The sequence below is a fragment of the Streptomyces odontomachicola genome (assembly GCF_039605595.1).
In the GTDB taxonomy this organism is placed as follows: domain Bacteria; phylum Actinomycetota; class Actinomycetes; order Streptomycetales; family Streptomycetaceae; genus Streptomyces.
Genome location: NZ_JBCFOK010000013.1, coordinates 121,074 through 141,060 on the forward strand (window position 1 = coordinate 121,074; position 19,987 = coordinate 141,060).

General features: G+C 72.4%; 18 protein-coding genes. 10 read left to right on the forward strand and 8 right to left on the reverse strand.

Annotated features, from left to right (window positions below; genetic code table 11):
• Positions 1-15: 15 nt before the first annotated feature.
• Positions 16-609, forward strand: a complete 594-nt coding sequence (locus ABEE00_RS23495; protein WP_345747608.1) for a malonic semialdehyde reductase — start codon at positions 16-18, stop codon at positions 607-609.
• A gap of 125 nt (positions 610-734) precedes the next feature.
• Here ABEE00_RS23495 and ABEE00_RS23500 read toward each other — a convergent pair whose 3' ends face one another.
• Positions 735-1,424 (reverse strand): DUF4245 domain-containing protein, encoded by a 690-nt coding sequence (locus tag ABEE00_RS23500; protein ID WP_345747609.1) that lies wholly within the window; start codon positions 1,422-1,424, stop codon positions 735-737.
• Between the two features lie 200 nt (positions 1,425-1,624).
• Between ABEE00_RS23500 and glpX the strand changes: the two genes are divergently transcribed.
• Positions 1,625-2,653, forward strand: coding sequence for a class II fructose-bisphosphatase (gene glpX / locus ABEE00_RS23505; protein ID WP_345747610.1), 1,029 nt, complete (start codon positions 1,625-1,627; stop codon positions 2,651-2,653).
• A gap of 215 nt (positions 2,654-2,868) precedes the next feature.
• On the opposite strand, the gene ABEE00_RS23510 is transcribed toward glpX, so the two are convergent.
• Positions 2,869-3,243, reverse strand: coding sequence for a WhiB family transcriptional regulator (locus tag ABEE00_RS23510; protein ID WP_345747611.1), 375 nt, complete (start codon positions 3,241-3,243; stop codon positions 2,869-2,871).
• Positions 3,244-3,511: 268 nt separating this feature from the next.
• Positions 3,512-4,207 (reverse strand): DUF1707 SHOCT-like domain-containing protein, encoded by a 696-nt coding sequence (locus ABEE00_RS23515; protein ID WP_345747723.1) that lies wholly within the window; start codon positions 4,205-4,207, stop codon positions 3,512-3,514.
• A gap of 256 nt (positions 4,208-4,463) precedes the next feature.
• On the opposite strand from ABEE00_RS23515, the gene ABEE00_RS23520 reads away from it, so the two are divergent.
• Both ABEE00_RS23520 and ABEE00_RS23525 read left to right on the forward strand, forming a co-directional pair.
• Complete coding sequence (locus tag ABEE00_RS23520; protein ID WP_345747612.1) at positions 4,464-6,164, forward strand: fumarate hydratase; 1,701 nt, start codon at positions 4,464-4,466, stop codon at positions 6,162-6,164.
• Between the two features lie 101 nt (positions 6,165-6,265).
• Positions 6,266-6,844 (forward strand): Uma2 family endonuclease, encoded by a 579-nt coding sequence (locus ABEE00_RS23525; protein ID WP_345747613.1) that lies wholly within the window; start codon positions 6,266-6,268, stop codon positions 6,842-6,844.
• A gap of 37 nt (positions 6,845-6,881) precedes the next feature.
• Here the strand turns inward: ABEE00_RS23525 and ABEE00_RS23530 are convergent, their stop codons facing one another.
• Positions 6,882-8,402, reverse strand: a complete 1,521-nt coding sequence (locus ABEE00_RS23530) for a CoA-acylating methylmalonate-semialdehyde dehydrogenase (protein ID WP_345747614.1) — start codon at positions 8,400-8,402, stop codon at positions 6,882-6,884.
• Positions 8,399-9,703 carry an aspartate aminotransferase family protein gene (locus ABEE00_RS23535; protein ID WP_345747615.1) on the reverse strand — a complete coding sequence of 435 codons (1,305 nt, stop codon included), beginning with the start codon at positions 9,701-9,703 and terminating at the stop codon, positions 8,399-8,401. The genes ABEE00_RS23530 and ABEE00_RS23535 overlap by 4 nt, the downstream gene beginning before the upstream one ends.
• 164 nt (positions 9,704-9,867) lie before the next feature.
• Here ABEE00_RS23535 and ABEE00_RS23540 point away from each other — a divergent pair, with 164 nt between their 5' ends.
• The 5 genes from ABEE00_RS23540 (at position 9,868) to ABEE00_RS23560 (ending at position 17,387) form a co-directional block, all read left to right on the forward strand.
• A complete protein-coding gene (locus ABEE00_RS23540) occupies positions 9,868-11,658 on the forward strand; it encodes a PucR family transcriptional regulator (protein ID WP_345747616.1) in 1,791 nt (596 codons plus the stop codon).
• Positions 11,659-11,803: 145 nt separating this feature from the next.
• Positions 11,804-13,234 (forward strand): class II fumarate hydratase, encoded by a 1,431-nt coding sequence (locus ABEE00_RS23545; protein ID WP_345747617.1) that lies wholly within the window; start codon positions 11,804-11,806, stop codon positions 13,232-13,234.
• 191 nt (positions 13,235-13,425) lie between these two features.
• Positions 13,426-14,118, forward strand: coding sequence for a cytidylyl-2-hydroxypropylphosphonate hydrolase (gene fomD / locus ABEE00_RS23550; RefSeq protein ID WP_345747618.1), 693 nt, complete (start codon positions 13,426-13,428; stop codon positions 14,116-14,118).
• Between the two features lie 392 nt (positions 14,119-14,510).
• Entirely contained in the window at positions 14,511-15,191 is a 681-nt protein-coding gene (locus tag ABEE00_RS23555) for a class I SAM-dependent DNA methyltransferase (RefSeq protein ID WP_345747619.1), read from the forward strand.
• Between the two features lie 51 nt (positions 15,192-15,242).
• Positions 15,243-17,387: a SpoIIE family protein phosphatase gene (locus ABEE00_RS23560; RefSeq protein WP_345747620.1), complete on the forward strand. Its 2,145-nt coding sequence runs from the start codon at positions 15,243-15,245 to the stop codon at positions 17,385-17,387.
• 94 nt (positions 17,388-17,481) lie between these two features.
• Here the strand turns inward: ABEE00_RS23560 and ABEE00_RS23565 are convergent, their stop codons facing one another.
• Both ABEE00_RS23565 and ABEE00_RS23570 read right to left on the reverse strand, forming a co-directional pair.
• On the reverse strand, positions 17,482-18,012 hold the full coding sequence (locus ABEE00_RS23565; protein WP_345747621.1) for an alkyl hydroperoxide reductase: 531 nt from the start codon (positions 18,010-18,012) through the stop codon (positions 17,482-17,484).
• A gap of 5 nt (positions 18,013-18,017) precedes the next feature.
• Positions 18,018-18,572: a peroxiredoxin gene (locus ABEE00_RS23570; protein ID WP_345747622.1), complete on the reverse strand. Its 555-nt coding sequence runs from the start codon at positions 18,570-18,572 to the stop codon at positions 18,018-18,020.
• 134 nt (positions 18,573-18,706) lie between these two features.
• Here ABEE00_RS23570 and ABEE00_RS23575 point away from each other — a divergent pair, with 134 nt between their 5' ends.
• On the forward strand, positions 18,707-19,657 hold the full coding sequence (locus ABEE00_RS23575; protein WP_345747623.1) for a hydrogen peroxide-inducible genes activator: 951 nt from the start codon (positions 18,707-18,709) through the stop codon (positions 19,655-19,657).
• Here ABEE00_RS23575 and ABEE00_RS23580 read toward each other — a convergent pair.
• A complete protein-coding gene (locus tag ABEE00_RS23580; RefSeq protein ID WP_451918654.1) occupies positions 19,631-19,969 on the reverse strand; it encodes a type II toxin-antitoxin system antitoxin in 339 nt (112 codons plus the stop codon). The genes ABEE00_RS23575 and ABEE00_RS23580 overlap by 27 nt on opposite strands.
• Positions 19,970-19,987: the final 18 nt, after the last annotated feature.

Genomic DNA, 19,987 nt, shown 5'->3' on the forward strand with positions numbered 1-19,987 from the left:
GCAAGGCTTCCCCGTATGGCTCTCGCTCTCGACTCCGCCGCCCAGGATCTGCTGTTCCGCCAGGCCCAGACCGCCAACACCTTCACCGACGAGCCGGTGACGGACGAGCAGATGCAGGCCGTCTACGACCTGGTGAAGTTCGGCCCCACCGCCTTCAACCAGTCGCCGCTGCGGGTGACCCTGGTCCGCTCGGAGGACGCCAGGAAGCGGCTGGTCAAGCACGCCGCGGGCTCCAACGCCGACAAGACCCTCAGCGCCCCGCTGACCGCGGTGCTCTCCTTCGACGTGGACTTCCACGAGCGGCTGCCCGAGCTGTTCCCGGCCGCCCCCGGCATCAAGGACACCTTCTTCGCGGAGCTCCCCGCGCGTGAGGCCGCCGGCGCCCAGAACGCCACGCTCCAGGCCGGCTACTTCATCGTCGGCGTCCGCGCCGCCGGGCTCGCCGCGGGCCCGATGACCGGCTTCGACTTCGACGGCATCAACGCCGAGTTCTTCGAGGACGGCAAGCAGCGCGCCTTCATGGTGGTCAACATAGGCAAGCCCGGCGAGGACGCCTTCCGCCCCCGCGCCCCCCGGCTGTCCTTCGACGACGCCGTCACCACGGTCTGAGACGGAACCCGTCACGACCGAGTACGCGAAAGAGCCGCGCACCCCGGGGTGCGCGGCTCTCGTCGTACGTGCCGAGCGGTCGTACGTGGTACGTGCCGAGCGGTCGTACGTGCTGGTCGGCCGCCCTAGCCGGTGGAGGCGGGCCCGCCCGCGGGCGCCTGCTGCGTGCCGCGCTCCGCCTCGCTCCGCCCGCCGTCCCCGGTGAGCGCCCCGGCGAGCTGCGCGAGCCGGTCGTACGAGGCGGTGCCGGTGACCACGGTGGTGTACGGCCCCTTGTGCTTGCCGTCCTTGCCGCCGCCCTTGCCGCTGCTCTTGCCGCTCCCGGTCCCCTCGCCCTTGGGCTCCTCGCGGACCAGCGCGTTGTACTTGGAACCCTTCCAGAGGGTCCACTCCTTGTCCCCGATGACCTTCGTGCGCGAGGTCTTCGCGGCGTTCTGCGTGACGTCCTCGACGAACTTGTCCGGGCGCTTCACACTGCTCTGCTCCACCGCCGCGTACTGGTCGTCCGGCGCCATGAAGCCCAAGTGCCAGGCGGCCTGGTGCTCGCCGTCGGGCTCGTACTTCACCGAGGTGGCGCGCCAGTCCTTGCCCAGCCCCTCGGGGGCCGCGACCGGATACGGGGCCGCGCGGCGGGCCGAGTCCAGCTCCACGCGGTAGGAGACCTGCTTCACCACGGGCTTCTTGCTCTCCTCGTGCGGCACGAAGAGGTAGATCACCCAGGCGGCCAGGAGAATCACCACCAGCGAGAGCACCATGTCCCGCACCGTCTGCCTGCCGCGCTGCTTGTCTGCTGCCACCCGACCATCGTCCCTCATGACCTGGGCCACACCGCCCGCGGGTGCGCGCCGGGCACAACCCCCGTACGGCGGTGCGCAGTTGGCGCGAGGGGGCCGGACGGCGGCGCTCATCCGTGGGGCGGTCTGCTCAGTATTGCGAAGGCTGGGTAGAGTTCGAAGCACCCTGAGTAGCCCGGCCGCCACCGAGCACACAGCCGAGCCAGCAGAAAGGTTCCCCGATGCCCGAACAACACCACTCCCCGATCGAGGTCGCCCCCCAGGCACCGGACCGCAACCTGGCCCTCGAATTGGTCCGCGTCACCGAGGCCGGGGCGCTGGCCTCCGGGCGCTGGGTGGGGCGCGGCGACAAGAACGGCGCGGACGGCGCCGCCGTGAAGGCGATGCGCACGCTCGTCTCGACCGTCGACATGAACGGCGTGGTCGTCATCGGCGAAGGCGAGAAGGACGAGGCGCCGATGCTCTACAACGGCGAGCGGGTCGGCGACGGCGGCGGCGCGGAGTGCGACGTGGCCGTGGACCCGATCGACGGCACCACGCTGACCGCGAAGGGCATGTCCAACGCGGTCTCGGTGCTGGCGGTCGCCGAGCGCGGGGCGATGTTCGACCCGAGCGCCGTCTTCTACATGGAGAAGCTGGTCACCGGTCCCGAGGCCGCGGAGTTCGTGGACATCACCGCGCCGCCGGCCGTGAACGTGCGGCGCATCGCCAAGGCCAAGGGGTGCGCGCCCGAGGACGTGACCGTGGTGGTGCTGGACCGGCCGCGGCACGAGGGCATCGTGAAGGAGCTGCGCGAGGCGGGCGCCCGCATCAAGTTCATCGCGGACGGCGACGTCGCGGGCGCGATCATGGCGGTGCGCGAGGGCACCGGCGTGGACATGCTGCTCGGCATCGGCGGCACCCCCGAGGGCATCATCACCGCCTGCGCCATAAAGTGCCTCGGCGGCACGATCCAGGGGAAGCTGTGGCCGAAGGACGAGGAGGAGCGGCAGCAGGCCCTGGACGCCGGGCACGACCTGGACCGGGTGCTGCAGACCGACGACCTGGTGGGCGGCGAGAACGTCTTCTTCGTCGCGACCGGCATCACCGACGGCGACCTGCTGCGCGGCGTGCACTACCGCGGTGAGCGCGCCTACACCGAGTCCCTGGTGATGCGCTCCAGGTCGGGCACCATCCGCAAGATCGAGTCGACCCACAAGCTGTCCAAGCTGCGGGCCTACAGCGCGATCGACTTCGACAAGGCCAACTGACCCGAAGGCCGGCCGGCCTGAAGGCCGACCGGTCTGAAGGCCGACCGGTCTGAAGGTCGACCGGTCTGAAGGCCGTCTGACCTGCGGCCGATGCCGAGGACCCGGCAGGCACGGGCGGGCCGGGTCCCCGGCACCGGAGGCGTCCCGCACCGGGACGCCTCGGCGGTGCGTCTTCAGGCCGTACGACTCGGACGGCGCGTCTCAGTCCGTACGGCTCAGGCGATGCGGGATTCCGTACGGGGCGCGAGCTCGGTGGCCGCTGCCGCCTCCCTGCGCCTGCGCCGCGCGGAGACCACTCTGCGCTCGGCGGCGGTGAGCCCGCCCCACACCCCGTAGGGCTCGGGCATCACCAGTGCGTGCTCGCGGCACTCGGCCATCACGGGGCAGCGGGCGCACACCCGCTTCGCGGCCTGCTCGCGGGAGAGCCGGTCGGCCGTCGGCTCCTTGGAGGGCGCGAAGAAGAGCCCCGCCTCGTCCCGGCGGCACACCGCCTCGGAGTGCCAGGGACCGGGCTGTTCGCCGCGTGGTGGCCTGCGCTGCGCGGGGACGGCAGCGGCGGCCGGCAGGGTCTGATGCGGCGGTTGCAGCACGGTCCACTCCTACGAGACGACGGTGATTCACCTGTTCAACCGTCTCGCTGTGTACGGCAGTTCGCAGCGTGCCGCCTTACGGGAGACGATGACCGAGCCCTACCCGCTGTGCGCGCCGGTATGCATACCGTGGCGCGCGCGGCCGTTACTTCCCGGTCTCCCGCACTCCGCATTCCGGGATCCCGCGCTCCGCTTACCGGGCGCTCAGCCCTCCCTGCGGCCCCTTCAGAACTCCCCGCGGGGCCGTTCAGAACTCCCCGCCGCCCCTTCAGAGCTCCTTGCGGTCCCTGCGGTGGAGCGTGCGGTGCAGGTCGCGCAGTCGCTTGCCGCGCTTCGGCTTGGCCTCCACGCCGCCGAACACCGCGGCGCCCTGGACCAGCACGACCGGTGCCCCGGGCTCGTCCGCCTCCTGGACCCGCACGTCGAAGCCGCCGAACACGCCGGCGCCCTTGTGCTGGAGCGTGACGTTCTCCGGGACCTTGATCTCCACCCCGCCGAACACGGCGACCGCGGTGATCACCACCTGCTGGTGCTCGAACACCGCCTCGGTGAGGTCGATCTCGACGCCGCCGAACACCGCGACCGCGTTGATCCTCGGCGGCACGCGGTACCGCCCCTTGCGCACCGAACCGGCGAAGATCCCGATCAGGTTGTCCTGGCGGCTCCCGCCCACCGCGGCCGGGGGCGCCGCCTGCGGGGCCGGGCGCACGTCGGCCTCGTGGCCGGGCTGCGCGGGCAAGTCGCGGACCAGCGGGCGGAGTTCGCCGACGGTCTTGGCCGCGTACACCGCGTCGAGGCGCTGGGAGTGCTCCTCGGCGTCGAGCCTGCCCTCGGCCAGTGCCTCGCGGAGGATGTCCGCGACGCGGTCGCGGTCGGCGTCGGAGGCGCGGACCTCGGGAGCGTCGGCGGCGCGCTCGGCGACCTCGGCGCGGGGCGCGGCCGCCTCGGGCCGCCGCTTCTCCAGGTTCGCCGGCTGCTGCGGCTGCCCCGGTTGCTCAGGCTTCTCCGGCGGAGCGGCCGGGCGCTCCGCTCCCTGGTGTTCCCCCTGTGATTCCGTCACGACGGTCAGCGTACCCAGACGCGATAGATCGCGACCAGGGGTCGCGAAGGGCCGGTACGGGACGACTGAGCCTTACCTCACAGAAGCGGCGGGAGCGGCGCGTCATACAGTGAGGCATGCGCCAGTGCGCGAGCCGTACGCGAGAGGAAGAGACCCGTACATGTCTGCCGGCAGCCGCCCGTCCCACCCGGAGTTCGACTACACCGAACTGCTCCCGGTGGGCGAGGACCCCACCCCGTACCGCCTCGTCACGAGCGAGGGCGTGAGCACCTTCGAGGCGGACGGCCGCACCTTCCTCAAGGTCGAGCCCGAGGCGCTGCGGAAGCTGGCTGCCGAGGCCATGCACGACATCTCGCACTACCTGCGGCCCGAGCACCTGCAGCAGCTCCGGCGCATCCTGGACGACCCCGAGGCGAGCGCGAACGACCGCTTCGTGGCGCTCGACCTGCTCAAGAACGCCAACATCGCGGCGGCCGGCGTGCTGCCCATGTGCCAGGACACCGGTACCGCGATCGTCATGGGCAAGCGCGGGCAGAACGTGCTGACCGCCGGCGGTGACGAGGAGTCCCTGTCGCGCGGCATCTACGACGCGTACACGCAGCTCAATCTCCGCTACTCGCAGATGGCCCCGCTGACCATGTGGGACGAGAAGAACACCGGCACCAACCTTCCGGCGCAGGTGGAGCTGTACGCGACGGACGGCGACGCGTACAAGTTCCTCTTCATGGCGAAGGGCGGCGGCAGCGCGAACAAGTCCTTCCTCTTCCAGGAGACGAAGGCGGTCCTCAACGAGGGCTCGATGATGAAGTTCCTGGAGGAGAAGATCCGTTCGCTGGGTACGGCCGCCTGCCCGCCGTACCACCTGGCGATCGTCGTCGGCGGTACGAGTGCCGAGTACGCGCTCAAGACGGCGAAGTACGCGTCGGCTCACTACCTCGACGAGCTGCCCGAGGAGGGGTCCCCGTCCGGGCACGGCTTCCGGGACACCGAGCTGGAGCAGCAGGTCTTCGAGCTGACCCAGAAGATCGGGATCGGGGCGCAGTTCGGCGGCAAGTACTTCTGCCACGACGTACGCGTGGTGCGGCTGCCGCGGCACGGCGCGTCCTGCCCGGTGGCGATCGCGGTGTCCTGCTCGGCCGACCGGCAGGCCAAGGCGAAGATCACGGCCGAGGGCGTGTTCCTGGAGCAGCTGGAGAAGGACCCGGCGCGGTTCATGCCGGAGACCACGGACTCGCAGCTCACCGAGGGCGCGGGCGCGGACCTGGACGCCGTGAAGATCGACCTCACCCGCCCCATGCCGGAGATCCTCGCCGAGCTCTCGCAGCACCCGGTCAAGACCCGGCTCTCGCTCACGGGAACGCTGGTGGTCGCCCGCGACATCGCGCACGCGAAGATCAAGGAACGCCTCGACGCGGGCGAGGAGATGCCGCAGTACCTCAAGGACCACCCGGTCTACTACGCGGGCCCCGCGAAGACCCCCGAGGGCTACGCCTCGGGCTCCTTCGGTCCGACGACGGCCGGCCGGATGGACGCGTACGTGGAGCAGTTCCAGGCAGCGGGCGGCTCCATGGTGATGCTCGCGAAGGGCAACCGCAGCAAGCAGGTCGTGGACGCGTGCGCCGCGCACGGCGGCTTCTACCTCGGCTCCATCGGCGGTCCGGCCGCGCGCCTGGCCCAGGACTGCATCAAGAAGGTCGAGGTCCTGGAGTACCCGGAGCTCGGCATGGAGGCGGTCTGGAAGATCGAGGTCGAGGACTTCCCCGCGTTCATCGTGATGGACGACAAGGGCAACGACTTCTTCGCTGACCCGGCACCGGAGCAGACGTTCGTGACGTCGATTCCGGTGCGGCAGGGCAGCTGACGCTCCTGCCGGTCGCCGTACGCCTCCGCGCTGTCGGAGGCGTACGGCATGCTGGTATCCAGGCAGTCCAGCGGGGGCTGCGCACGCGAGGGGACCGGCTGATGACAGAGAACTCGATCTATCACCAGCTCCGCGAGTTTCGTGAGCACATGGAGCTGCCGCCGCACATGACGTGGCCGGAGATCAGTGGGGCTCACCTGGTGATGATGATGAGCCCGCGTCCGCGGCACCAGCTCACGGCGAAGGCCATCGCTCGGGAACTCGACGCTCAGCTCCCCGAGGGGCTGTGGACATTCGAGGCCACGGATATCGAGGACAGCGCCCTGGCGGAGCTGCGCGTGCCGGATCTGCTGATCGTCCCACCCGCTGCGATGGAAACCGACGACCCGCTCGACCCCCGCGAAATCGAGCTGGCCATCGAGATCGTCTCCCCCACCAACCCGGAGAACGACTACAAGAAGAAGGTCCGGGTCTACCCCGCCATGGGCATCCCGGTCTATCTGATCGTCGACCCCCGGGACGGCACATGGACCCTGTACGACGTCATCGGCACCGAGGACGGGCGGCCCGCGTACGAGAACCGGCTGCACCGGTCGTACGGCGTCCCCGTCCAGATCGGGGACTGGAAGATCGAGACCGCCGATCTGCCCCGGTACAGCGACAAGGACATGCGGTCCTGACGCTGCGGGGCAGACCGGCAGCAAGGTCGATCGGCGCTCAGCTGTTGCTCGGGAAGGACAGGTTCACGCTGCTCGGGGATGCCGAGCGGGGCCAGCGGGTCGTGACCGCCTTCGTCCTGGTGAAGAAGTGGATGCCCTCGGGGCCGTAGGCGTGGGTGTCGCCGAAGAGGGAGTCCTTCCAGCCGCCGAAGGAGTAGTACGAGACCGGGACCGGGATGGGCACGTTGACGCCCACCATGCCGACCTCGACCTCCTCGGTGTAGGTGCGGGCCGCGCCGCCGTCGCGGGTGAAGACGGCGGTGCCGTTGCCGTACGGGTTGGCGTTGACCAGGTCGATCGCGGACTGCGCGTCGGGGACCCGGAGGACCGAGAGGACCGGGCCGAAGATCTCGTCGGTGTAGATCGACATGTCGGTGGTGACCCGGTCGAAGAGGGTCGGGCCCAGCCAGAAGCCGTTCTCGCCGCCGTCGCCGACGGTCAGCTCGCGGCCGTCCACGGCGAGTTCGGCGCCGGAGGCCACGCCCGCGTCCACGTACGAGGCGACCTTGCCCCGGTGCGCGGCCGTCACCAGCGGACCCATCTCGCTGTCCGGGCGCGAGCCGTCACCCACCTTGAGCGAGGCCATCCGCTCGCGGATCTTGGCGACCAGCTCGTCCGCCACGGGCTCGACGGCGACCAGCGCGGAGACCGCCATGCAGCGCTCGCCCGCCGAGCCGAAGCCCGCGGAGACCGCGGCGTCGGCGGCCTGGTCGAGGTCGGCGTCGGGGAGGACGACCATGTGGTTCTTGGCGCCGCCCAGGGCCTGCACGCGCTTGCCGTTGCGGGTGCCGGTCTCGTACACGTACCGGGCGATCGGGGTCGAGCCGACGAAGGACACCGCCTTCACGTCGCGGTGCTCCAGGAGCGCGTCGACGGACTCCTTGTCGCCGTGGACGACGTTGAAGACGCCGTCGGGGAGGCCGGCCTCGGCCCACAGCTCGGCGAGGAAGTTCGCCGCCGACGGGTCCTTCTCGCTGGGCTTGAGCACGACCGTGTTGCCGCACGCGATCGCGTTCGGCACGAACCACAGCGGCACCATCGCCGGGAAGTTGAACGGGGAGATGACGCCGACCACGCCCACCGGCTGCTGGATGGAGTGCACGTCGACCGAGGTCGAGGCGTTGGCGGAGAAGCCGCCCTTGAGCAACTGCGGGACGCCGCAGGCGAACTCGACGTTCTCCAGGCCGCGCTGGACCTCCCCGGCCGCGTCCGAGAGCACCTTGCCGTGCTCGCGCGAGACGATCTCGGTCAGCTCGTCCTTGCGGGAGTTGAGCAGCTCGCGGAAGGCGAAGAGGACGTTGGTGCGCTTGGAGAGCGAGGCGCGCCGCCAGTCGCTCAGCGCCGAACGGGCGGCGGCGACCGCGGCGTCCACCTCGGACGCGCCGCCCAGGTCGACGCGGCCGGTCACCGCGCCGGTCGCGGGGTTGTAGACCTCGCCCGTACGGGCGGGTACGGGGCCGTCGTACGGCTTGCCGCCGATGTGATGGGTGATGCGGGCCGGGGTGCCGGGGGCGGTCATGCGCTGAACTCCTTGTCCACGTCGGCGAGTACGTCGGCCAGGATGCCGAGCGCCTCTTCGGTCTCGTCTGCGGTGAGGGTCATGGGCGGGGCGAGGCGCAGCACGTTCCCGTACAGGCCGCCCTTGCCGATCAGGAGGCCGCGCTTCTTGGCGCCCTCCAGCGCGGCGGTGGCCGCGGCGGGGCTGGGCTCGGTGGTGCCGGGGACGACCAGTTCGACGGCTGCCATCAGCCCCTTACCGCGCACGTCGCCGACGACGGCGTGCCGCTCCCCCGCCGCGCGCAGCCCGGCGAGCAGGCGGGCGCCGCGGGCCTGCGCGTTGGCCTGGAGGTCGTGGTCGAGGAGGTAGTCCAGGGCAGCGGTGGCGCCGGCCGTGGAGACCGGGTTGCCGCCGAAGGTGGAGATGGAGTTGGCGCCGACGCAGTCCATCAGGTCCCCGCGGGCCACCACGCCGCCGATCGCGAGCCCGTTGCCGAGGCCCTTCGCGAAGGTCATGGCGTCGGGGGTGACGCCGTGCGCGCCGATGCCCCAGAAGTGCTCGCCGGTGCGGCCCCAGCCGGTCTGCACCTCATCCGAGATCAGCAGGATCCCGTACTCGTCCAGCACCTCCTTGAAGGCGCCGAACAGGCCGTCCGGCGGCAGCGCGAAGCCGCCGACGCCCTGCACCGGCTCCACGATCATCGCGGCGACGTCCCCCGCGGTCGTGGTCTCGATGATCTCCCGCAGGTCGGCGACGCAGGCGTCGATGTACGCGGCGTCGCTGAGGCCCTTGAAGGGGCTGCGGTAGCGGTAACCGCCGTGCACGTAGCTGACGTTGACCGGGCTGAGGGCCGAGGCCGACCAGCCGCGGTTGCCTGTGATGCCCATCGTGGCGAAGGCGCGGCCGTGGTAGGAGTTCCGCAGCGCGAGGATCTGGTGGCTGCGGCGCTGCTGGGTGGCGAGGAGCAGCGCGGTCTCGTTGGCCTCGGTGCCGGAGTTGGTGAAGAACACCTTCGCGTCCGGGATGCCGGACAGCCGCGCGATCCGCTCGGCCAGCTCCACCTGCTTGCGGATCAGGTAGAGCGTGGAGGTGTGCAGGATGCCGGTGTCCACCTGGCGGCGCACCGCGTCGGAGATCTCCGCGATGTCGTAGCCGATGGCGTTGGTGAGGATCCCGGCGAAGAAGTCCAGGTAGGAGGTGCCGTCGGCGTCGGTGACCCGGCGCCCCGAGCCGCTGGTGAGCTCGATCGGCCGCTCGTAGTACGTGGCCAGCCAGGACGGCAGCACGGAGCGCTGCCGGGCGAGGAGCGAGTCGTCGGTCATGCTGCCGACTCTGGCAGGCCGGTGGCCCTGCTCACACCGGCAGAGTGTTGCCGCCGCGGGTGAATTCCGGACAGAGTGTCGGGCCCGCGCACGCCCCACCGCGCGCCGCCGCCTCGCGCACCACTCCCCCTCGCGAGCCGCGCCCCGACCCCGTACGGAGAACCATGTCCCCCGACGTCCTCGCGCTCCCCACCCTCGGCGACATCCTCGCGCTGCCAGGACTGCGCGCGGGCAAGCCGCGGGTGCTCACCGGGCACGGCTCGCTGGACCGGGCCGTGCGCTGGGTGCACGTCTCGGAGATCGCCGACATCGCCGGGCTGCTCTCCGGCGGCGAACTGGTCCTGACCACCGGCATCGCGCTCCCCGAGGGCCCGCGCGAGCTGGACGCCTACGTGCGCGCGCTGGCCGAGGTCGGCGCCGCCGGGATCGTCCTGGAGCTGGTACGCCGCTGGCCCGAGGGCCCTCCTCCGGCGCTCGTGCGCGCGGCCGAGGCGCACGGCCTGCCGCTCGTGGTGCTCGGCGAGGAGATCCGCTTCGCGGAGGCGACCGAGGCGGTCAGCGGGCTCATACGGGACGCGCAGCTCGCGGAGCTGCGCGCGGCCGAGCAGATACACGAGGTGTTCACCGAGCTGACCGTCGCGGGCGCCGGGCACGCCGAGGTGCTGCGCGAGGTGGTGCGCACCGCGGGCCTGCCCGTGGTGCTGGAGACCCTGGGACACGACGTGCTGGCGTACGACGCGGCGGGCGGCTCGCCGGGGCGGCTGCTGGAGGACTGGCGCAACCGCTCCCGCGCCGTTCGCATACCGGACGGCAGCCGTACGGGCTGGGACGCCGAGCACGGCGCGCTGGTCACCGTCGTCGGGGCGCGCGGCGACGACTGGGGCCGGCTCGTGCTGCTCTCCTCGGCGCCGCCCGCGCACAGGCACGTGGTGACGGCCGAGCGGGCCGCCTCCGCGCTGGCCGTGGGGCGGCTGGTGTCGCGCGACCGGGACACCCTGGAGCGGCAGGCGCACAGGACGCTGCTCACCGAGCTGGGCGCGCGGGGCGAGTTCGGCAGGCCGGGCGGCGACGCCGCGACCGGTGGGGCGGGATCCGTGGCCCCGGACCCCGAGGACAGGGCGCGGCATCCCGAACTGACGGCGCGCGCCGCCGCGTTGGGCGTCGACCTGGAACGCGGCGCGCTGGTCGGCCTCGCGGTGCGGCCCTGCACCGGGGTGTCGGGGGCGCCCGCGCTGGCCACCCAGCAGTTGCTGCGGGACCTGGCCGAGGCCACGACGGAGGCCACCCGCCGTGCGGGGCACCCCGCGCTGGTGGCGGCGCTGGACGACACGACGGTGCAGGCGCTGGTGACGCTGGACCCCGGTACCGAGCCTGGCCCGGTGTGCGATGCGCTCGCCGACGGCGTACGGCATGCGGCGGCGGCCGGGCTGGGCGGCGGGCAGGGTGACGGGCCGCCCGTGGTGGTGGCCTGCGGGAGCGCCGCGAGTTCGCCCGCCGCGGCGCGCCGCACGCTCGCCGAGGCCGTGCAGGTCGCGGAGGCCACCGCGTCCTCGCCCGCCGCCGCCTCCGCAGCGGCCGGCGGGCCGCCGCTCAAGGGCTGCGCGCGGCTCGCCGACACCCGGCTCACCGGGCTGCTGCTCCTGCTCCGCGACGACCCGCGGCTGTCCGCCTTCGTCCAGCGCGAGCTCGCGCCGCTGCTGGAGCACCCGGACGGGCCGCGGCTGCTGGAGCTGCTGCGGGTGCACTGCGCGAGCGGCGGCAACAAGTCGGCGGGCGCGGCGGCCGCGCACCTCTCCCGTACGGCGTACTACGACCGGCTGGCGCGGCTGGAGCGCCTGCTCGGCGTGGCGCTGGACGACCCCCGCTCGCTGCTGTCGCTGCACGTGGCGCTCACCGCGCACGAGCTGGCCTTCGGCGGGGTGGGCGGTCCGGAGGCCGAATCGAGGCACCCGTAGACCCGTGCGCCCGATCGGACCCGCCCGTCCGCCGGGACCCGCGCGTCCGGTGCGGAATGCGCGCCGCGTGCAGGACGCTGACGTGTGAGGACGGCGGGGACGACGCGGATCACGAGCAGCACGAGCGACAGGAGGCGCGACGACCATGACCGACAGCGCACGGGACGCCCACGGCGGCAACCCCTCGGGGGACCCCGGGTACCGCGTCGAGCACGACTCGATGGGCGAGGTGCGGGTACCGGCCGACGCCAAGTGGCGCGCGCAGACACAGCGCGCGGTCGAGAACTTCCCCGTCAGCGGGCAGCGCCTGGAGCGCGCCCACATCGAGGCGCTGGCCCGCATCAAGGCGGCGGCCGCCGTGGTCAACGCCGAACTGGGCGTGCTGGAGGCGGACTTGGCGCACGCCGTCCAGGAGGCCGCCGAGGAGGTGGCGGACGGGCGCTGGGACGCGGAGTTCCCCGTGGACGTCTTCCAGACGGGCTCCGGCACGTCCTCCAACATGAACATGAACGAGGTCGTCGCCACCCTCGCCACGGAGCGGCTCGGCAGCCCCGTACACCCCAACGACCACGTCAACGCCAGCCAGTCGTCCAACGACGTCTTCCCCTCCTCCATCCACATCGCGGCGACGGCCGCCGTGAACGCCGACCTGATCCCGGCGCTGGAGCACCTGGAGCAGGCCCTCGCGCGCAAGTCCGAGGAGTTCGCCGAGGTCGTGAAGTCGGGCCGGACGCACCTGATGGACGCCACGCCGGTGACCCTGGGCCAGGAGTTCGGCGGCTACGCGGCGCAGGTGCGGTACGGGGTCGAGCGGCTGCGCTCGGCGCTGCCCCGGCTGGCCGAACTCCCGCTCGGCGGCACCGCGGTGGGCACCGGCATCAACACGCCGCCCGGCTTCTCGCCGAAGGTGATCGCCGAGGTGGCGCGGCGCACCGGGCTGCCGCTGACCGAGGCGCGCGACCACTTCGAGGCGCAGGGCGCCAGGGACGGCCTGGTGGAGACCTCGGGGCAGCTCCGCACCATCGCGGCCGGGCTCACCAAGATCTGCAACGACCTGCGCTGGATGGCCTCCGGCCCGATGACCGGGCTCGCGGAGATCAGCCTGCCGGACCTCCAGCCGGGGTCCTCGATCATGCCGGGGAAGGTCAACCCGGTGATCCCGGAGGCGGTGCTGATGGTGTCCGCGCAGGTCACGGGCAATGACGCGACGGTCGCCGCGGCCGGGGCGGCGGGCAACTTCGAGCTCAACGTGATGCTCCCCGTCATGGCCAAGAACCTGCTGGAGTCGGTGCGGCTGCTCTCCAACGCGGCCCGCCTGCTGGCCGACCGCACGGTGGACGGCATCACCGCGAACGCCGAGCGCGCGCGTACGTTCGCCGAGTCCTCGCCCTCGGTGGTCACCCCGCTCAACAAGTACATCGGGTACGAGGCGGCGGCGGCCGTCGCCAAGCGCGCCCTGGCCGAGCGCCTCACCATCCGCGAGGCGGTGATCGCCGCGGGCCACGTGGAGCGCGGCGACCTCACCGAGGCACAGCTCGACGAGGCGCTGGACGTGCTGCGCATGACCCACCCGTGAGCGGCGCGGCGTGAGCCTCGTGCCGTGATCCGCGAGAGGTGATCCGCGGGGGCGTGCGCGGTGCGCCCCGAGCCGCCGTCCGTCACGCTGAGCAGCGCCTTCCGCACCGGCCCTCCGCCGCGTAGCGGAAGGCGCTGCGCCATGTGTGTACGGTCACGGCGCACGCCCGCGGCCGCGCCTAGTATCTGCGCATGACGGCGGAGACGGCACCGGCCGCGGGAGCGGCGCAAGCGCAGGGGCACTGGCCCACCGGCACGCAGATCCTCTGGCGCTACCGCGCCAACGGCGCGGCCCACCCGCACATCTGCCGCCCCGTCACCGTCGTCACCGACACCTCCGAGCTGCTCGCCGTGTGGATGGCGCCCGGCACCGTGTGCGTCAAGCCCGAGCTGGCCGACGGCACGCCGGTGCACCAGGAGCCGCTGGAGACCCGCTACACCAAGCCCCGTACGACCGCGCTCTCGCGCTGGTTCGGCACCGGCGTGCTGAAGCTGGCGCGGCCGGGCGACCCGTGGTCGGTGTGGCTGTTCTGGGAGCGGGACTGGGAGTTCAAGAACTTCTACGTGAACCTGGAGGAGCCGCGCCGCCGCTGGGCCGGCGGCGTCGACTCCGAGGACCACTTCCTCGACATCTCGGTCTACCCGGACGGCAGTTGGCTGTGGCGGGACGAGGACGAGTTCGCCGAGGCGCAGCGCGTGGGCCTGATGGGCGCCGGGCAGGCCGCCGCGGTGCGCGCCGCGGGCGAGCGGGCGCTGCGCGAAGTGCGCGCCTGGGCCTCGCCGTTCGCCGACGGCTGGGAGGACTGGCGGCCCGACCCGCACTGGCCCGTGCCGCGCCTCCCCGAGGACTGGGACCGGGCGCCGGTGCCGGTGGAGCGCGCCTGACCGCTCCGGGGGCCGCGCGGGGACCTCGTACCGACTGCTGCCGGAACGCCGGATTCCGAACACCGGCGCGCCCTCGGCACAGGCGCACAACGGCGCACTCGGCGACCGGCGCGACTCGGCCACACAGGGGCCGAAAACGCACGGGAGAAGCACAGCGGAGCCGCACTTTCAACACACTCGCACGCCGTACCGCCGGAACCTCTTGCTGTGCCCCCGTACGGTAAACGTAGGATCAACATCCGTAACCACGCAGTCAGTCAGCGCGGCAGACCCGCACAGCCAGCACAGTCAGCCAGCATCAGCAGGACCCAGCCAGCACTGTCGAGAGCACCGTCGTCCAACTCCCCCGTCTGTTAAGGGGACTTGCCGCGCGGCCGGAGAGGAGCCCTGGCGTGAGCAGCACAGACGGCCGTGGCGCTGACGAGGGGTTCGACCGGTCCGGCATCGACCGCGACGGGCAGGCCGAGTCCTTCGACGCCATCGGCGAGCGCTACGACGACGCCTTCCCGCACAAGGACGGCCAGCGGGCCTCCGGCGCGTGGCTGGCGGACCAGATGCCGCCCGGCTCCCGCGTCCTGGACCTCGGCTGCGGCACGGGGGTGCCCACGGCCCGCCAGCTGGCCGACGCGGGGCACCTGGTGACCGGCGTCGACCTGTCCCCCGGGATGCTGAAGCTGTGCCGCGACAACGTGCCGTCGGGCGAGTTCCACAAGCTGGACATCGCCGAGGTGGAGGCGAGCGGGCTCGGCCCGTTCGACGGCGCCGCCGCGTTCTTCTCGCTGCTGATGCTGCCGCGCGGGGAGATCCCTGCCGCGCTGCGCATGCTGCACGGCCGGCTGCGGAGCGGCGCCCCGCTCGCGCTGGGGATGGTGGAGGCGGATGTCGATGACTTCCCGATCCCGTTCTTGGGCCACACGATCCGGGTATCCGGCTATCTGCGGGACGACTTGCGCCGTGTCGTGCGCGAGGCGGGTTTCGAGGTCGTCGGGGAGGACGCCTATGCCTACGCTCCGGCGAGCACCGATGTACCACCCGAGATCCAGCTCTTTCTGCACTGCCGACGACGCCCGTAGGACTCCTGGGCACCCCGCGCTGGGCGCGCACCGACGCGCGGCCCCGGATGGATGGAAACCGAACGCGTGACGGAGCATGAATCGCCGGCGGCGAGCGGCGCCCCCAGGGCGCGCCGCGTCTCCGCCGCGGACCAACCCCCCACCCCCGCACCGGCCGAACGGAGAGGGCCGCGCGGTGGCACACCCCTGCCCCGCGAGCCGCGGGCCACGGCCGACGAGCACGGCGGCGGCGCCGAGCACTCGGCGGTGCCCGAGGACCAGCCGCCTCCGGAGGCGCCGGGATCGCCGGGTTCCGCCGTGAGCCCGGACGAGCGGGAGATCCCGCAGCAGCCCGCGCCCGCGTCGGCCCAGCCGGAGCCCGTACGCCCCGAGCCGGCGAACGGCGGCACGGGCGGCGGCAACGGCACCGGCACCGGCTCCGGCGGGAACGGGGGCAACGGCGGGGGCACGGTCCCCGGCGTCGAGGCCGAGGGTGCCGAGCGCGAGCGGCGCGGCGGTGACCGGCTGCGCTTCGTGGGCGCCGCCACCCGCAGGATCGCCCGCGGCATGGACCTGGACGAGACGGTGCTCGGCCTGTGCAGGGCCAGCGTCCCGGCGTACGCGGACGCCATCCTGGTCTACCTCCGCGACCCGCTGCCGGTCGGCGACGAGCGGCCCACCGGGCCCTTCGTGCTCCGGCTGCGGCGCAGCGACCGCATCCCCGACGGGCCGCCGCAGGCCGTGCACTCGGGCCAGCCGCCGCAGGCCGGTACGGCGCTGAACGCGCTGCCCGACGACGCCTCGGCCGCCACCGAGTACGCCGAGGTGGAGGGCGGAGGACCGCTGGCGGAGGTGCTGCGCGGGGTGCGGCCCGTGTTCGCCGAGTCGCCCGTGGCGCGCGCCGCGCTGCCCGAACTGCTCGGCCCGGGGCGGGAGTTGCCCACGGGGCACCGCGCGATCCTGGCCCCGCTGCGCGGGCGGCGAAGAGTCATCGGCGCCGCGGTCTTCCTGCGCCGCCCCGAGCGGCCCGCGTTCGACCCCGAGGACCTGCTGGTGGCGGCCCAGCTCGCCACCCACACGGCACTCGGCGTGGACAAGGCCGTGCTGTACGGGCGCGAGGCGTACATCGCCGACGAGCTGCAACGCACCATGCTCCCCGACGAGTTGCCGCAGCCCACAGGCTGCCAGCTCGCCAGCCGCTACCTGCCGGCCGCCGAGACCGCGCGGGTCGGCGGCGACTGGTACGACGCGATCCCGCTGCCCGGCAGCCGGGTGGCGCTCGTCGTGGGCGACGTGATGGGCCACTCCATGACGTCGGCCGCGATCATGGGCCAGCTCCGTACGACGGCGCAGACGCTGGCCGGGCTCGACCTGCCGCCGCAGGAGGTGCTCCACCATCTGGACGAGCAGGCCCAGCGGCTCGGCAGCGACCGCATGGCCACCTGTCTGTACGCGGTCTACGACCCGGTCGCGCACCGGATAGTGGTCGCGAACGCGGGCCATCCGCCGCCGGTGATGCTGCACCGAGGGGGCCGCGCCGAGGTCTTGCGGATACCGGCCGGCGCGCCGATCGGCGTCGGCGGCGTCGACTTCGAGGCGGTCGAACTCGACGCGCCGGCGGGGGCGACGCTGCTCCTCTACACCGACGGACTGGTCGAGTCCCGGGCCCGCGACGTGTGGACCGGCATCGAGCACCTGCGGGAGAAGCTGACCGAGACGGCGCGGCTCACCCGGCCCGACGCCTCGGCGCCGCTGGAGCCGCTGTGCGACGAGGTGCTGGACATCCTCGGGCCCGGTGACCGGGACGACGACATCGCGCTGCTCGCCGCGCGCTTCGACGGGATCGCGCCGAGCGATGTGGCGTACTGGTTCCTCGATCCGCGCGCGCAGACGGCGGGCCAGGCACGGAGGCTGGCCCGCCGCGCCCTCGCGCGGTGGGGTCTGGACGAGCTCACGGACCAGGTGGAGTTGCTGGTCAGCGAGGTGGTCACGAACGCCGTGCGGTATGCGGAACGGCCGATCACGCTGCGGCTGCTGCGGACCGACGTGCTGCGGTGCGAGGTGGGCGACGACGTCCCCCAGCTCCCGCGCCTCCGCCAGGCCCGGGCCACCGACGAGGGCGGCCGCGGCCTGTACTTGGTCAACCGCATGGCCCGCCGCTGGGGCGCGACCCGCTTGTCCACGGGGAAGGTGGTCTGGTTCGAACTGAGCCTGTAAGGCCGGTCGGCCCACACCCAGGTGGGGCGAGCGCGCGAAGGGCCCGGGACGTTAGTCCCGGGCCCCTTTTCGCTTTTAGCGGCAACTAACGCCGTCAGGCGAGCTGCGCCTCCGCGTCCAGCGTCGCCGCGACCGCCTGGACGACCGAGGCGATCTTGAACGCCTCCTGGATCGTCTCGCGGTCCACGCCCGCCTTCCGCAGCACCTGCTCGTGCGAGTCCAGGCACATGCCGCAGCCGTTGATCGCCGAGACGGCGAGCGACCACAGCTCGAAGTCGACCTTCTCCACACCGGGGTTGCCGATGACGTTCATCCGCAGACCGGCGCGCATCGTGCCGTACTCCGGGTCCGACAGCAGGTGCCGGGTCCGGTAGTAGACGTTGTTCATCGCCATGATGGCGGCGGCGGACTTCGCGGCGGTGTACGCCTCGTCGCTCAGCTCGGCCTTGGCCTCGGGCTCCAGCGCCTTCAGCACGATGCCGGAGCGGGACGCGATGGCGGTGGCCAGCACGGTGCCCCAGAGCTGCTGCTTGGGCAGGTCCGAGTTGCCTATGACGGAGCCCAGGTTGAGCTTCAGGTCCTTCGCGTAGTCGGGCAGCGCCGACTTCAGGTCATCGAGAGCCATGCTGATCACTCACCGGCCAGCAGCTTGACCGGGTCGAGCGTCTCGTCGCCCGAGGTCCAGTTGCAGGGGCACAGCTCGTCGGTCTGCAGCGCGTCGAGGACCCGCAGGACCTCCTTGGGGTTACGGCCGACGGAGCCGGCGGTCACCATCGTGAACTGGATCTCGTTGTTCTGGTCCACGATGAAGACGGCACGCTGCGCGAAGCCGTCCTCGCCCTCGATGCCCAGGTCGCGCATCAGCTCGTGCTTCGAGTCGGCCATCATCGGGAAGGGCAGGTCACGCAGGTCGTCGTGGTCCTTGCGCCAGGCGTGGTGGACGAACTCGGAGTCGCCGGAGAAGCCCAGGACCTGCGCGTCGCGGTCGGCGAACTCCTCGTTCAGCTTGCCGAAGGCCGCGATCTCGGTCGGGCAGACGAAGGTGAAGTCCTTCGGCCAGGCGAAGATGACCTTCCACTTGCCCTCGTAGGTCTTGTGGTTGATCTGCTCGAACTCCTGCCCCTTCTCCAGCGAGACGCAGGCGGTCAGATCGAACTCGGGGAACTTGTCACCGACAGTGAGCAACACGCACTCCTTGCAGGGCGGATTCGCCCCTGTTTGGGGCTCTTCCTGGTGGTTGGACAGGCTCCACACTGCCACAGGGCACATTGATCGCGGAAATAGCTAGGCTTGCAACAGTTGATCGAAAGGGGTTATCAGTGCCTGCGAGTCCCGGCGCCCGCCGCGAGCGCCAGCCCAGCCTCGCCCAGCTCCGCGCCTTCGCGGCCGTGGCGGAACATCTGCACTTCAGGGAGGCGGCGGGCGCGATCGGCATGAGCCAGCCGGCTCTGTCGGGCGCGGTCTCCGCGCTGGAGGACATACTCGGCGTGCAGCTCCTGGAGCGTACGACGCGCAAGGTGCTGCTCTCGCCGGCGGGGGAACGCATGGCGGTGCGCGCACGCCGCGTACTCGACGCCGTCGGCGAGCTGTTGGAGGAGGCGGAGGCCGCTCGCGCGCCGTTCACCGGGGTGCTCAGGCTCGGCGTGATCCCCACGGTCGCGCCGTACCTGCTGCCGACCGTGCTCCGCCTCGTACGCGAGGACTACCCCGACCTGGACCTCCAGGTGCACGAGGAGCAGACGGCCTCGCTTCTGGACGGTCTGGCTCAGGGACGGCTCGACCTGCTGCTGCTCGCGGTGCCGCTGGAGACCCCGTGGATCACCGAACTCCCGCTGTTCGACGAGGACTTCGTGCTGGTCACACCGCGCGAGCACGAGTACGCGGGGCGCGGCGACGTACCCCGCGAGGCCCTGCGCGGGATGGACCTGCTGCTGCTCGACGAGGGGCACTGCCTGCGCGACCAGGCGCTGGACGTGTGCCGCGAGGTGGGCCGCGACGAGAACGCGGTGACCACCAGCGCGGCCGGACTGTCCACGCTGGTGCAGCTCGTGGCGGGCGGCATGGGCGTCACGCTGCTGCCCCGTACCGCGCTGCGGGTGGAGACGGCGCGCAACGAGTCGCTGTCCACCGGCTACTTCGGCGCTCCCGCGCCCTCCCGGCGCATCGCCTTCGCGATGCGAGCCGGGGCGGCGCGGGAGGCGGAGTTCACCGCGTTCGCCGAGTCGCTGCGGAGCGCGGTGCGTTCACTGCCCGTCCGGGTCCTGGGCTGAGCCCGGGCCGCCGTCCGGCTCGCCGCCCTGCTCACCGTCCCCCTCCTCGCGCTCCGGTGGACGTCCGCGGCGCGGGTGCGGCCTGGCGCCGCGGGGCAGCCTGCCCGCCTCGGACAGCGCCCTGCGCAGCAGGAAGTCGATCTGCGCGTTGGTGGAACGGAGTTCGTCCGAGGCCCAGCGGGCCAGCGCGTCGTGCATCGCCGGATCGAGCCGCAGCAGCACCTGCTTGCGCTGCTGCCGCGCGCGGCGCGCGGGACGCCCGGCGGCCGGTTCCCCCTCCGGCTCCTGCGCCCCGCGCGGCTCGTCAGTCACTGGTCCCGCTCACTGTCG